Below are 15,107 nucleotides of genomic sequence, written 5' to 3'. Positions count from 1 at the left end.
AGCATGGCCGCGCGCGGCCTGGCCGCCCTGGCGCCCGCGCCGCTGCTCGCCCCCGGCTCCCTGCTCAGCAAAGGCACGCTATGAAGATCGCGCAGATTTCCCCGCTCTACGAAGCGGTCCCGCCGCGCTTGTACGGCGGTACCGAGCGCGTGGTCGCGCACCTGTGCGATGCGCTGGTCGAGGCCGGCCACGAGGTGACCCTGTTCGCCTCCGCCGACGCCGACACCCGCGCCGAACTGGCGCCGGTGCGCGACTGCGCGATCCGGCTGGACACCGGCGCGTTCGCGTCCAACACCGCCAACCTCGCCGCGCACTTGAGCCAGATGCACGAAGTGCGCCGCCGCGCCGCCGAGTTCGACGTGCTGCACTTCCATGTCGACCTGCTGCACTTCCCGTTCTTCGAAGACTGCGCCGACCGCACCCTGACCACCCTGCACGGGCGCCTGGACCACAAGGACATGGCGCCTGCGTACAAACGCTGGCCGCGCTATCCGCTGGTGTCGATCTCCAATCACCAGCGCCGGCCGCTGCGCCAGGCGCGTTGGCTGGGCACGGTCTATCACGGGCTGCCGCCGCAATTGTTCGCGTTCGCGCCGCGACCGGCCGGCGGGTATCTGGCCTTCCTCGGCCGCATCTCGCCGGAAAAGCGCGTGGACCGCGCGATCGAGATCGCGCGCCTGGCCGGCTGGCCGCTCAAGATCGCGGCCAAGATCGACCGCGCCGACCGCGACTACTTCCGCGACGTCGTCGCACCGCTGCTGGACGCGCCGGGAATCGAGTTCGTCGGCGAGATCGGCGACGCCGACAAGGCCGACTTCCTCGGCCAGGCCGCCGCGCTGTTGTTCCCGATCGACTGGCCCGAACCGTTCGGTCTGGTGATGATCGAGGCGATGGCCTGCGGCACGCCGGTGATCGGCTGGAACTGCGGTTCGGTGCCGGAGGTGATCGACGAAGGCGTCACCGGTACGGTGGTGGATTCGGTCGAGGCCGCGGCCGCGGCGGTGCGCACGGTCGTCGGCTACGACCGCGCGCGCATCCGCAGCGTATTCGAACGGCGCTTCTCCGCCGCGGCCATGGCCCACGACTACCTCGACCTGTACGCCGGCCTGGCCGGACGCGGCGGCCGCGCGCTGCAGCTGAGCGCCTGAGCGCGGACGCCCGCCGATGGACGCCGCCGCCACCGCCGCCCTCTACACCAGCCATGTGCTCAAGGACGGCGACAGCTTCCTCATCGCCAACGGCTACGGCGACATCGCCGGCCCGGCCGAAGGCCTGTTCCACAACGACACCCGCCTGCTGAGCGTGTACCGGCTCGGCATCGGCGACGGCCGCCCGGCCCTGCTCAGCGCCGCGGTCTCGCGCGACAACGCGTTCTTCGTCGCCCACCTGACTAACCGCGCGCTGTCGCCGATCGGCGACACCGGCACGCCCGAGGGGCTGGTGCACATCGCCCGCACCCGCCTGCTGCTGGGCGAGCGCATGTACGAGCGCATCGCCTGCACCAACTACGATTCGCGCCCGGCGCTGCTGCCGCTGCGGTTCGAACTGGCCGCCGATTTCCGCGACATGTTCGAAGTGCGCGGCAGCGTGCGCAAGGCCCGCGGCGAGATGCTCGCCACCCGCGACGACGGCAGCCGCCGGCGCTTCCAGTACCGCGGCCTGGACGGAGTCCTTCGCAGTTCGTTCATCGCCTTCTCGCAGGCGCCGCGCGCCGAGGACGGCGCCGGCCTGGACATCGAACTGCGGATCGAGCCCGGCGGCCACGGCGAGCTGTACGTCGAAGCCGGCATCGACAGCGACGACGCCGCGCCCTCGCGCGCGCGCTTCCGCCAGGCCGCGACCCAGGCGCGCCTGCGCATGCGCCACCGCCGCCGCCGCGGCGCCCACATCGGCAGCAACGGGCCGCTGTTCGACGAATGGATGCGGCGCTCGCGCTCGGACCTGGCGCTGCTGACCAGCGAACTGCCGAGCGGGCCATACCCTTACGCCGGCATCCCGTGGTTTTCCACGCCGTTCGGACGCGACGCAGTGATCACCGCGCTGCAGACGCTATGGCTCGATCCGGGCCTGGCCCGCGGCGTGCTGCAGTTCCTGGCCGATCACCAGGCGCAGGAGGATTCCGCGTTCCTGGATTCGGCGCCGGGCAAGATCCTGCACGAGACCCGCAAGGGCGAAATGGCCAGCCTGCGCGAACTGCCGTTCGGCCTGTACTACGGCGGCGTCGACACCACGCCGTTGTTCGTGATGCTCGCCGGCGCCTACGCCAAGCGCAGCGGCGATCGCGCCTTCATCGACCGGCTGTGGCCGGCGCTGCGCGCGGCGACCGCGTGGATCGAACGCGTCTGCGACGCCAATCCCTGGGGCCTGCTCGACTACGCCCGCGCCGAGGCCAGCGGCCTGGCCAACCAGGGCTGGAAGGACAGCGGCGATTCGGTGTTCCATGCCGACGGCCGCATCCCGGCGGGGCCGATCGCCCTGGTCGAGGTGCAGGGCTACGCCTTCGCCGCGCTGCGCGCCATGGCCGAACTCGGCCGCCGCCGCGGCGACGCGGCCGCCGACGCGTGGGACGCCCGCGCCGAACGCCTGCGCGCCGCGGTCGAGGACAAGTTCTGGATGCCCGAGGCCGGCTACTACGGCCTCGCGGTGGACGGCGACGGCCGCCTGTGCGAAGTGCTGGCGAGCAATCCCGGCCATCTGCTCTACACCGGCCTGGCCGATGCGCAGCGCGCGCATGCGGTGTCCGAACGGCTGCTGTCGAACGCGTTCTACACCGGCTGGGGCCTGCGCACCCTGGCCAAGGGCCAGCCGCGCTACAACCCGATGTCCTACCACAACGGCTCGGTGTGGCCGCACGACAGCGCGCTGTGCGCCAGCGGCATCGCCCGCCAACACGGCCGCGAGACCGCCGCGCGCCTGCTGCGCAGCGCGTTCGAGACCGCGGTGCACTTCGACATGCGCCTGCCCGAACTGTATTGCGGCTTCGCCCGCCGGCCCGGCGCGCCGCCGATCCCCTACCCGGTCGCCTGCCTGCCACAGGCCTGGGCCGCGGGTTCGCCGTTCATGCTGTTGCAGGCCTGCCTCGGCGTGGAGATCGACGGCGAGCACGGCGTGGTCCACGTCGACCGCCCGCGCCTGCCGCCAGGCATCGACGATGTGCGCGTGCGCGGGCTGGTTGTCGGCGAGGAACGCGTCGATCTGGTGTTCAAGCAGTTCGGCGAGCGCGTGGGCGTGTTCAGCGAAAGCCGTTACGCCAATGCGATTCCAGTCAACTTGCGCAGCTGAGCGGCGGTTGGCGCGGCAAGGATTGCGCAGTGCGAAAAATATTCCGGGACCCGCGCGGCTGGGCTCGGCGCAGATCGCTCAGGCGACGCGCGTAGCACGGTCTTTTCCGCGATTTGCGCAGCGCGTCGCGCGCCCGGCGCTGGCGTCGAGGCATTCCGGCGCTGGCACGCGGTTTGCTTCGCCTGTTCATGCCGCAGGCCGCCGCGCCTGGCCTGGGCCGTCATGCATCGTAGCGCCATGGATCGCGAAGACCGACCCGCCCGCGCCGAGCTCGAACGCGCGCTCGACCGGCTCGACAGCGCCGTGCAGGCGTGGATCGACGATCCGCCGGAGCGCGAAGTGCTGGAGGTCGAGTTCGAGCAGGCCGTGGCGCGGGTGCTCGAACAGGCCGGCGCGATCGACTACGGCTACGTCGGCGCGCGCATCCGCGGCAGCATCGAGCGCCTGTTCGACCACGACCGGCCGCAGCGGCAGTGAGTCCTCCCCCTACCCACAGGAGACCGGCATGAGCGACGACAGCGACCGGCGCGGCCCGCAGGACCGCGCACGCATCAGCCTGGAGCAGGCCCACGAGCTGCGCTACTGGACCGAGCGCTTCGGCGTCGACGAACGCCGCCTGCGCGAGGCCGTCGCCGCGGTCGGCGTATCGGCCGACGCGGTGGAACGGTATCTGCGTGCGAACGGCTGATCCGGCGGCGCGCCCATGAGCGAGACTACCGGCCGCACCGGCGGCGACAACCGCGCCTTGCGCGCGGCGCGCATCCTCGGCTTCGTCGCCAAGTACCGGCACATCGCCGCGTTCTCCGAGTTGGCGTCCGCGCACGGCAACGCGCTCGCGCCGCAGCCGGGCGCGGCGCCGGACGCCGAAGCGTTCGTGCGCGATCTCGAACAACTCGGCCCGGCCTTCGTCAAGCTCGGCCAAGCGCTGGCCACGCGCCCCGACCTGCTGCCGCCCGACGTGCACCGCGCGCTCGGCCGCATGCACGACCGGGTCGAGCCGCAATTGCCCTACGACGTGGTGCGCGCGCGGATCGAGGACAGCCTGCAAGTGCGCCTGACCAAGGCGTTCAAGGACTTCGATCCCGAACCGCTGGGCAGCGCCTCGCTGGCGCAGGTGCATCGCGCGCGCCTGCGCGACGGACGCGAGGTCGCGGTGAAGGTGCGCCGGCCCGGCATCGAACAGGTCATCGCCACCGACCTGGACATCCTCAGCCGGCTCGCGCGCACCGCCGACAAGGTCACCCAGACCGGCCGCCGCGTGCACTTCGCCGACTGGCTCGACGAATTCCACCGCAGCCTGCTGGGCGAACTGGATTACTGCGCCGAAGCGCGCAACCTGGAACGGTTCGCCCGGCATCTGGCGCCGTACCCCGGCCTGTACGTGCCGCAACCGGTCTGGAGCCTGTGCGCGCCGGCGGTGGTGACGATGGACCTGGTGCACGGGCGCAGCGTGCTCGCGCTGTCTGGACTGCTGCGCACCGAGCGCGACTTCTGCGGCCTGGCCGCCGACCTGCTGCGCGCCTACCTCGACCAGACCTACCTGCACGGCGAGATCCATGCCGATCCGCATCCGGGCAACGTCCTGCTGGCCGGCGACGGCCGGCTGGCGGTGATCGACCTGGGGATGATCGTGCACGTGCCGCCGCAGCGGCGCGAGCGCCTGCTCAAGTTCATGCTCGCCGCGCTCGACGGCCGCGGCGAGGACGCCGCCAGCGAGGCCATCGGCGTGGCGGTGCGGCTGGAGAGTTTCGACGAGGTCCGCTACCGGCGCGAGATCGGCCACTTGGTCGGCCGCTACGCCGTGCGCCAGGCCGACGACGGCCTGGCCGAGGGCAGCCTGCTGATCGAAGTGGTGCGCATCTCGGTCGCTTGCGGGCTGCGGCCGCCGGCCGAACTGGGCCTGCTCGGCCGCACCTTGTTGAATCTGCAACAGGTCGCGCACGCGCTCGCGCCGCAGCTCGACATCGAAGCGGTGGCGCGCCCGCACCTGCAGCGGCTGATGCGCCAGCGCCTGACCCGTTCGCTGTCGTTGTCCGGACTGGCGGCCGAGTCGCTGGAACTGCAAGGGCTGCTGCGCGACGGACCGCGCAAGCTGCAGGCGCTGCTGTCGCTGCTGGCCGACAACCGCCTGCAGGTCTCTGTGGCGGGCCTGGAGGAATCGCGGCTGATGGAAGCGCTGCAGAAGATCGCCAACCGCATCAGCACCGGAGCGATTGCTTCGGCGTTGATCATGGCCTCGGCGATCATCATGCGGATCGACACGCCGTACACGCTATTCGGCTATCCCGCTCTCGCCTTGATCCTGTTCCTGGTTGCGTGCGTGCTGGGCCTTGGATTGATCGCCAGCGCCCTGTTCGGCGACCGCAAGGCCCCATCGCGCAAGTTGCCGCCGCCTTAGATTCGTTGCGTGCTGCAGCGGCGCGTCGGGCTCGGCAGTCTTCAACAGCCACCTGTGAATCGCGATTATTTTTGAAGGCTTCAAACGCTAAAAAAGCCGCCACCGACCCTACGGTCGGCGGCAGCTCCTTTTGCTCGAAACCGCTTGTTTTCCGGTATCGGCCAGCAACTACCTGGAATCGACAACCGGCATCCGAGCCATGCAAACCTCAGAACGGAATATCGTCGTCCGCGAAATCGTCGCCGAAATCGTTCGACTTGGCCGGGGGCGCCTCGCGGCGCTGGCCGGAGTCGCGGCCGCCGCCGTAACCACCGCCGCCGCCACCGCCGCCGCCACCACCGCCGCCACCGCCATAACCGCCGCCGCCCGCGGCACGGGCCGGACGTTCGCCGCCGCCACCGCCACCGCCGCCGCGGAACTCGCCACGGCCGCCGCCTTCCGAACGACCGCCGCCACCGCCGCCCTCACCGCCGCCACCGAGCATCTGCATCTCGTCGGCGATGATGTCGGTGAAGTACTTCTCGACGCCGTCCTGGCCGGTGAACTTGTCGTAGCGGATCGAGCCTTCGATGTAGACCTGGCGGCCCTTGCGCAGGTACTCGCCGGCGATCTCGCCGAGCTTGCCGAACAGCTTGACCCGGTGCCACTCGGTGCGTTCCTGGTTGTTGCCGTCGCGGTCCTTGCGGACGCTGGTGGTGGCCAGGCTGATCGTGGTCACGGCCATGCCGCCCTGGGTGTACTTGGTCTCCGGATCGTTGCCGAGGTTGCCGACCAGGATGACTTTATTGATGCCGCGTGCCATGGGGTTCCTTGCTGACTGCCGTTCTTGGACGGCCTAAGAGTGGATTATAGCCCCTCCCCCCGCCATCGGCCGGGCGACCGCGGGCGGGTCGGAACACCCCGCGCCCGGCCCCCGGGATTCGGCTGGAACGCTTGTGGGGCAAGGCCTTGGACCGACGACCGCCGCGCTCGTGCGGGCCGTCGCCCGATCGGACTTGCCCCCGGCGGACCAGCCGGGCGCCGCGCCCTGAGAACGTCCGCCGGCTAGTCTCGGCCCGATGCCGCCACCCGGCGGCGCTCCATGGGACGCCTCCATGCACGACGACACCCCGCCGATCACCGCCGAGGTCCTCGACCCGGTCGTCAATTGCGCCATCGTCAAGCTGTCTTCCCGTGCCTTCCCCGGCGTGCTGCTGCAAGGCGACACGCTGTACACCATGTATTGCCGGGCCCAGCACGCGCTCGCCGGCCTGGACCCGGCGACCCACGAGGACGAGCACGACACGCTCGCCGATCTGGTCGAGCACCTGGGCGAGTGTCTTGGCGTCTACGAGCGGACGCTGGCGCGGTGCGGGTATTCGTACTACACCGGGGCGTAAAGGCCGCAGGCGGGTGTCGTCGCGGTCGCCAGGATGCGCCGTCGCGGGGAGTGCGCGGTCGCGGCTTGCGCCGCTCCTACAGGAGGCAGCCGGTGGTGAGATGGCACATGAAAGGCACCCGCACGTCACCCATCGCAGGGAGGCGGTAGCCGGTCGCTAAACTTTTCCGAAAATCTGCCGAGTAGCTCCCAATATGGGCCTTCCGAAGCGGGAGGGCCGTCCACAGGGAGCAACACGGCATGTCGGCAATCGTTTCGGGGACCGGTCTGGGTCTGTTCAACGGCTCGCTGGGGCAGATCGGGCGCGGTCTGGGCGGCAGCGCGCGGCTCGGCCAGGGCCAGGACGAGCAGTACGTCAATATCGCGACCGGCAATCTGGTGCTGCGGACCCAGGACGAGTTCCTGACCTTCCGCGGTCTCGGCATGGCGGCGGTGCGGACTTACAACAGCCGCGGCCAGCTCTCCGACAGCGGCGCCGATGCCTGGATCACCGGGTTCGAGCGACGGGTGGAGTTGGTCGGCGGCACCGTCGATACGGCCGGCAGCGTGATGCGCCGGCATACCGGCGACGGCGCGTACCAGGACTTCGCCTATGTGTCGCCCGGCCTGTATCGCTCGAACGTCGGCGACGGCGCCCACGACACCCTGGTCCGCGACACCAGCGACAACAGCTGGGTCTGGACCGAAGGCAGCAGCCGCCGCGCGGAGCGCTACGCCAGCCACGCCGACGCCGCGCTCAAGGGCCGCCTGATCCGCATCCGCGACCTGAAATCCGATCAGGCCACGGCGATCTACTGGAACGTGCTGTACGACGCGGCCGGCCGCATCGTCGAGATCGCCGCGGGCGAAAGCGGCAGCGCCGACGCACTGCTTTACGCCTACGACGGCAACGGCCGGCTGACCTCGCTGTCCACGCGCAGCGACGGCACGGTGCGCGAGCAGACGCTCTACCGCTACGACAGCGCCGGCCGGCTGACTTCGGTGCTGACCGACCTGACGCCCGACGATCCGGCCGGGGATCGCGACAGCTGGGACGCCGTCAACTTCGCCAACAACGACGGCTACTGGCTGCACACCGTCTACACCTACGCCGACGCCAGCAGCCTGCGCATCGCCCAGGTGCGCCAGAGCGACGGCACCGTGGTCAGCTACACCTACGACGCCCAGGGCCGGGTGCGCACGCTGACTCGCGGCGATACCAACGCCGACGACAGCGACGGGGTCGGCCAGACCCTGACCTTCAGCTACGACGACGCCAACCGCAGCACCGAGGTCGCCGATTCGACCGGGCGCTCGTGGGGCTACGCCTACGACGCCGCAGGCCAGTTGATCGAAGTGCGCGCGCCCGCGGTCGCCGGCCTGCGCGAGCTCACTCAATACAGTTACGACGCGGCCGGCAACGTTACCCGGATCAAGAGCGTGCGCGGCAGCGCGGTGCTGGCCGAGACCGTCTACCAGTACGACGCCAACGGCAACGCGCTGTGGCAGTGGGACACCGTCGATCCGGCCAGCGGCACGGCCGCGACGGCGATCCAGCGCACCTGGACGGCGACGAATCAGCTCGCCAGCCAGACCGTGTACACCGGCCTGGACCCGGACCGCGAGCTCGCCGCGCAGGCACCGAGCGGTGGCTCGACCACGTATTACGTCTACGACACCGTGGACCGCCTGCGCTTCGTCATCGGCGCCGACGGCGCGGTGCGCGAGTTCGAGTACGAAACCGTCGGCGCCGGCGCGGGCCAGGTGGCGAAGGCGCGCCAGTACCTCGGCGCCGCGTACTCGGGCGCGGCCACGCTGGCGGCGCTGAGCGCCTGGGCCACGGCCGCGCAACGCGTGCAGGGCACGCTGGTGGAATCGAGCTACGACCTCAAGGGCCGGCTGGCCGGCACCAAGTCGTACGCCCAGGTCGACGCGTCCGGCAACGGCGTGGAGAACGACGCCGCCGAGCTCGTGCAGTACCGCTACGACGCCCACGGCCAGCTGCTGCAGCGCCGGGTGCTGCGCAGTTCCACCGTCGCCGCCGACGATGCCCGCGACGTGGTCCAGACCACCAGTTACGCCTACGACGGCGCCGGTCGCCTGCTGTCGGAGATCGTCGCCGAGAAGACCGGCAACGGCGCCGAGCAGGTCCGGCGCAGCGTCAGCCAATGGAGCTACCTGGCCTCGTCGAACACGGTGCGGATCGTCGTCGAAGGCGGCGCGGTGAGCGACGGGATCGCCGGCAACGACCGCGTCCGCCTGGAAGTGCGCGACGCCAGCGGCCAGTTGCTGCGCGTCACCGAGTCGGCGGTCGGCGGCGGCGACTCACGCACGCTCGCGCGCCACTCTTACGACAGCGCCGGCCGCCTGCGCGCGAGCGAAGACGCCGGCGGCGCGCGGCGTTATTTCTTCTACGACGAAGAAGGCCAGCTGCAGGCCGAGGTCGACGCGACCGGCGCGGTGCTCGAGTACGTGCGCGACGATCTCGGTCGCATCCAGCAGACGCTGGCCTACGCGACCCGCGTCGACACCAGCACCTGGCTCGCCGCCGGCGCCGTGGTGCCGACGGCGCTGTCGGCGATCCGACCGGCCGTCCACGCCGACGACCGCAGCGCCACCCGCAGCTACGATGCGCTCGGCCGCCTGACCCGCGAACGCGAAGGCGACGGCGCCACCGCGACCTACAGTTACGACGGTGCCGGCCGCCTGCTGCAGGTCGCGCGCCAGGACACTGCCGGCAACCGCCGCGTCGCGCGCTCGTTCTACGACGCCGCGGGACGGTTGGCCGGCGAACTCGACGCCGAAGGCTATCTGGTCGAACACCGCTACGACCTCGCCGGCCGCCGCATCGCCAGCACCGCGTACGCCACGGTCACCGCCGACGCGCAGCGCGCGACCGGCACCCTGGCCCAACTGCGTCCGGCCACGGACGCCGCCAACGACCAGACCACGCGTTGGTTCTTCGACGGCCGCGACAACCTCGTCGGCCAGCTCGATGCCGAAGGCTACCTGACCGAATCCGTCTACGACGAAGCGCGCAACGAGCGCGCGGGCAAGGCCTACGCGCTGCGCCTGACCGGTTTGTCGGGCAACGAGACCCTGGCCGCGCTGCGCAGCGCCGCGGCCGCCGGCGAAGTGCGCGAGACGCGACGCAGCTTCGACGCGCTCGGCCGCTTGATCGCCGAGCGCAACGCCGAAGGCACGCTGACCCGCTACCACTACGACGTGCAAGGCAACCTGCTGCGCGCCGAGCGCGCCGCCGACACCAGCGAACTGCGCGAGAGCCGGCTGCGCTACAACGTGTTCGGCGAGCTCATCGGCGAACTGAGCGGCGAAGGCGCCGCGCGCGTGCTGCCGAACATGACCGAGGCCCAGCTCGACGCGCTGTTCGCCCAGTACGGCGTGCGCCATAGCTACGACGCGCTCGGCCGGCGCACCGAGAGCATCGACGCGGCCGGCCACAAGACCTGGACCTTCTACGACGCCGCCGGCCGCGCGACCTTCGTGGTCCGCGGCGTCGCCGACGCCAACGGCGTGGCCAACGCGCTCGGCGAAGTCAGCGAAACCCGCTACACCGCTTTCGGCGAGGTGCGCGACAGCACCGCCTACACCGGCCGCATCGTGCTGGCCACCGCCGGTAGCCGCGACAGCGCCGCCAGCGCGATCGCCACGCTGGCCTATGTCGCCGCCAGCGACAGCCGGCGCAGCTACACCTACACCCCGCGCGGCCTGCTCGCCACCGCCAGCGACGCCGAAGGCCAACTGCGCCAGTACACCTACAACGCCTTCGACGAGCGCGTGCGCGAGGCGGTGACCAACGCCGGCGCCGCCACCACCTGGGAGACCGACTACGACCGTCGCGGCCTCGCCGTCGCCCGGCGCGACGGCGTCGGCACGGCGCAGGCGCGCGCGAGCGCGGCGATCTACGACGCCTTCGGCCGGCTGGTGCGCGCCACCGATGCGCGTGGCGTGGCGACGGCCTACGCCTACGACCGCCTCGGCCGCCAGATCGGGACGTTCCAGACCGTGCTCGGCCGGGTGCAATCGGTGCGCCAGGCCTACGACGCGTTCGGCCGCACGATCAGCTCGACCGACGGGCTGGGCCGCGTCACCACCACGACCTACGACACCGTCAACCGCAGCACCACGGTGACCACGCCCGAAGGCGTCGCGGTCAAGACCCGCTTCGACCGCCACGGCCAGCAGATCGACGTGAGCACGCCGCTGCCGGGCGGCGCGGTCGCCACCACCGGCTACGTCTACGACCGCGACGGACGCCTGCTGTCGAGCACCGATCCGCTCGGCCGCGCCGCGACCAACGAGTACGACGCGCGCGGGCTGCTGGCCGCCACCGTCGACGCCAGCGGCCGCCGGGTCGAACTGCGCTACGACGCCGCCGGCCGCCTGCTGCGGCGGATCGAGGACCCCGCCGGCCTGGCCCTGACCACGACCCATCGCTACGACGGCCAGGGCCGCAAGATCGAGACCGTCGATGCCAGCGGCCGCGTCGTCGCCTACGCCTACGACCGCGAAGGCCGCCTGACCCAGACTGCGCAAGACCCCGCCGGGCTGAACCTGCGCACGACCTATGCCTACGACGCGCAGGGCCGGCAGATCCGCGTGGTCGAAGGCGCCGGCACCGCCGCCGCGCGCACCGTGCAGTACGACTACGACGTGCTCGGCCGCCGCGTCGCCGAACGGGTCGATCCCGACGGGCTCAACCTCGCCACCCGCTATGTCTACGACGCCGGCGACCATCTGATCCGGCGCATCGACGCGAACCTCAGCGTCACCCGCTACTACTACGACGAAGCCGGGCAGCTGATCTACACGGTCGATCCGTTGGGCGTGATGACGCGCAACTGGTACGACACGGCGGGACGGGTGGTGGTGAACCGGACCCTGATCGTCGCCACCAACGCGTCCACGCTGACCGACGCGACGACCATCGCCGAACTCGACGCGCGCATCGTCTGGGATCCGCTCGACCTGCACACCTACACCGTCTACGACCGCGACGGCCGCGCCCGTCTGGTTTTCAACGGCCAGGGCCAGATACAGGAATACGTCTACGACGCCGCCGGCCGGGTCGCGGCGGTACGCCGCTACGCCGCGCTGTGGCCGGACTTCAGCACCCCGCGCGTGGAGAAACTGTTCGCCGGCACCGCCTTGCCCGGCGAGTTCGACCTCGCCCCGCTGCGCAACGACGCCGCCGACCAGATCGTCTACAACGTCTACACCGCCGCCGGCGAACTGCGCACCACGGTCGACAACGCCGGTGCCGTGGTGTCCTACGTCTACGACCGCGCCGGCCGCGTGGTCGCGCACAAGCGCTACGCGCACGCCGCCCAGCTCAATCCGACGATCCGCGCCAAGCTGACCGCCGGCACCGCCTCGCCGCAGGACGTCGTCGACGTCACCGCGGTCGACAACGCCACCGACCGGGTCGCCTACACCAGCTACGACGGCGCCGGCCGCGCGCGCTACGCCGTCGACGCCAATGGCGGCGTGGTGGAAACCCTGTACGACGCCGCCGGCCGCGTCGCCGGCACCCGCGCCTACGCCGTCGCCGTGGTCCTCGACGCCGCGCTCAAGCCGCAGTTGCTCGCCGGCGACAGCGCCGCCTTCATCGCGCTCGGCGCGCGCCTCGCCGCCGTGGCCGACGATGCGCGCGACCTGCGCGAGTACCGCGTCTACGACGCCGCCGGGCGCCTGGCGGCCGCCATCGACGGCGCCGGCTACGTCGCCGTGCGCAGTTACGACGCCGCCGGCCGCGTAGTGCAGGAACGCCGCCACAGCCAGGCCGCTGCGGTGTCCGCCGCGCTGCGGGCCAGACTCGTCGCCGGCACCGCCGGTGTCGCCGACATCGTCGCGATCGCGGTGCAGAACGACAGCACCGACGCCCTGATCCGGCGCGCCTACGACGCCGCCGGCCGCGAACGCTTCACCCTCACCCGCAGCGGGCTGAACCAGAGCGGCGTCGGCCTGTACACGGTCGACGAGCGCCGCTACGACGGCGTCGGTCGGGTCGCGTCGACCGCGCGCTACGGCAGCGCTGTCGCGTTCGGCGAGGCCGCGGGCGTGAACGACATCGACGCCGCGCTCGCCGCCGCCGGCCTGTCCGCCCCGGAGCGCAATCGCCAGACGCGCTACGTCTACGACCTCGCCGGCCGCCTGCGCTTCACCGTCGACGACCTCGGCGCGGTCGCCGAGCAGCGTTACGACGGCGCCGGGCGCGTGCTGGAAACGCGCCAGTACGGCGCGTTCGTCGCCGCCGGCACCGCGATGAGCGAATCCGCGCTCGCCGCCGCCGTCGCCGGCATCGCCCAACTGCGCAAGACCGTCACCACCTACGACGCCGGCGGCCGGCCGCTCAGCGTCACCGACGCCCTCGGCCAGGTCCGCCGCTACGGCTACGACCACCTCGGCCAGCTGCGCAGCTACACCAACGCCAACGGCCACACCTGGAACTACGACTACGACCTCGCCGGGCGCCGCGTCGCCGAGCGCAGCCCGAGCGTGCACGTCGCCGGCTTCGACGCCGCCGGCGTCTTCAGCGAAACCGACCGCCGCCTCGTCGTGCGCACCGTCTACGACGCCCTCGGCAACGTCCTCGCCCGCACCGAGAACGCCGACACCGACCAGGCGCGCACCGTCCGCTACGACTACGACAACCGCGGCAACCGCATCCGCACCACCTGCCCCGACGCCGGCCGGATCAACGCCAGCGGCGTGCTGGTCGCCACCGGCACCCAGCCGACCCTGGACATCGCCTACGACGCGTTCAACCGCGCCACGGTGCAGAAGGACACGCGCGGCAATTACCGCTACACCGTCTACGACGCCCAGGGCCGGGTCGCCTACGAAATCGATCCCGAAGGCTATGCCACCGCCTACGGCTACGACGGCTTCGGCCAGCGCACGTCGTTGCGCCGCCACGCCCAGCGCATCGACACCGCCGCGCTCGCCGGCTGGAGCGCCGGCCAGCCGCTGAGCCTGGCGCAGGCCCAGACCGCCGCGGTCGCCGGCGCCGCCGACCGCCGCCTGCTCACCCGCTACGACCAACGCGGCCTGGTGGTGCAGGTCGAACAGAGCGCGGTGAGCTACTACACCGCCGCCGGCGCGCTCGCCACCGGCAGCCCGACCGTGCGCAGCGACTACGACGGCTACGGCCAGAAGGTGCGCGAATCGACCCTGCTCGAAGGCGTCGCCGGCCAGCCCGGCGCGGTCTGGGCCCATACCTACACCTATTACGACGCGCTCGGCCGCGTCGCCATGACGGTCGACGCCGAGGGCTACCTCACCCGCCGCAGCTACAACGCCACCGGCGAACTGGTCGAATCGATCGACTACGCCAAGCCGGTCGCCACCGCCGACCTCAGCGCGACCGCGCCGCCGGCGCTACCGCCGGCCGGCGATGCGCTCAGCGGCTACGACCGCGTGCTGCGCTGGGGCTACGACGCCCTCGGCCGCAAGACCCGCGAGGCCGCCACCCGCCACTTCCAGCGCAGCGACGGCAGCGGCGGCCTGCGCGAGGTCGTCTCCAGCTTCGGCTACGACGGCGAAGACCGCCTCGTCCGCCTCGACAACGACGCCGGCACCACCACCACCGTCTACGACGCGCTCGGCCGGGTCGTCAACGTCACCGAGCCGGCCCGGCGCGTGGTCAACGACACCACCGCCGGCGTCCTCGCCGGCAACGTCAACCACGACCTCGCCACCTCGTGGATGCACGAAACCGCCGCGCCGTACACCGAAATGCTCTACGACGGCTTCGGCAACCTCATCCGCACCTACCGCTACGCGCTCGGCAAGCGCGACTCCGGCGTGGCGCTCAACGCCGGCGACCGCATCGACCTGATCCGCTACGACTACCAAGGCCGCGCCATCGCCACCATCGCCGGCAACGGCGACACCGTCTACAGCGAATACGACGCCGCCGACAACCTCGTCCACCGCTGGTACAAGCTCAGCGGCAGCCAGCCCGGCTTCGATGCCGTCGTCCACGTCTGAAACGAATACGACAAGACCGGGCAGCTGCTGCATGCCAGCCAGCAGCGCCAGCTCGCC

8 protein-coding genes are annotated in these 15,107 nt (G+C 71.5%); 7 read left to right on the top strand and 1 reads right to left on the bottom strand.

Annotated features, from left to right (window positions below; all coding sequences use genetic code 11):
• Nucleotides 1-80: 80 nt before the first annotated feature.
• From JHW41_RS07320 to JHW41_RS07300, 5 genes are all read left to right on the top strand, one after another.
• Nucleotides 81-1,148, top strand: coding sequence for a glycosyltransferase family 4 protein (locus tag JHW41_RS07320; protein ID WP_250449476.1), 1,068 nt, complete (start codon nt 81-83; stop codon nt 1,146-1,148).
• Between the two features lie 16 nt (nt 1,149-1,164).
• Nucleotides 1,165-3,282, top strand: coding sequence for an amylo-alpha-1,6-glucosidase (locus JHW41_RS07315; protein ID WP_250449475.1), 2,118 nt, complete (start codon nt 1,165-1,167; stop codon nt 3,280-3,282).
• A gap of 237 nt (nt 3,283-3,519) precedes the next feature.
• Nucleotides 3,520-3,759 (top strand): hypothetical protein, encoded by a 240-nt coding sequence (locus tag JHW41_RS07310; protein ID WP_250449474.1) that lies wholly within the window; start codon nt 3,520-3,522, stop codon nt 3,757-3,759.
• Nucleotides 3,760-3,787: 28 nt separating this feature from the next.
• Nucleotides 3,788-3,970 (top strand): DUF3606 domain-containing protein, encoded by a 183-nt coding sequence (locus JHW41_RS07305; RefSeq protein ID WP_057948494.1) that lies wholly within the window; start codon nt 3,788-3,790, stop codon nt 3,968-3,970.
• 15 nt (nt 3,971-3,985) lie between these two features.
• Nucleotides 3,986-5,680 (top strand): ABC1 kinase family protein, encoded by a 1,695-nt coding sequence (locus JHW41_RS07300; RefSeq protein ID WP_057948495.1) that lies wholly within the window; start codon nt 3,986-3,988, stop codon nt 5,678-5,680.
• 208 nt (nt 5,681-5,888) lie between these two features.
• Here JHW41_RS07300 and ssb read toward each other — a convergent pair whose 3' ends face one another.
• A complete protein-coding gene (gene ssb, locus JHW41_RS07295; protein ID WP_250449473.1) occupies nt 5,889-6,482 on the bottom strand; it encodes a single-stranded DNA-binding protein in 594 nt (197 codons plus the stop codon).
• A gap of 292 nt (nt 6,483-6,774) precedes the next feature.
• On the opposite strand from ssb, the gene JHW41_RS07290 reads away from it, so the two are divergent.
• Nucleotides 6,775-7,059 carry a DUF6959 family protein gene (locus JHW41_RS07290; protein WP_250449472.1) on the top strand — a complete coding sequence of 95 codons (285 nt, stop codon included), beginning with the start codon at nt 6,775-6,777 and terminating at the stop codon, nt 7,057-7,059.
• A gap of 239 nt (nt 7,060-7,298) precedes the next feature.
• Nucleotides 7,299-15,050, top strand: a complete 7,752-nt coding sequence (locus JHW41_RS07285; RefSeq protein ID WP_250449471.1) for a hypothetical protein — start codon at nt 7,299-7,301, stop codon at nt 15,048-15,050.
• The last annotated feature ends 57 nt before the right edge of the window (nt 15,051-15,107 follow it).

The sequence above is a fragment of the Lysobacter enzymogenes genome, from assembly GCF_023617245.1.
GTDB lineage: Bacteria > Pseudomonadota > Gammaproteobacteria > Xanthomonadales > Xanthomonadaceae > Lysobacter > Lysobacter yananisis.
The sequence above is the reverse complement of the archived record's forward strand: the minus strand, read 5'-3'. Positions and strand labels throughout refer to the sequence as shown.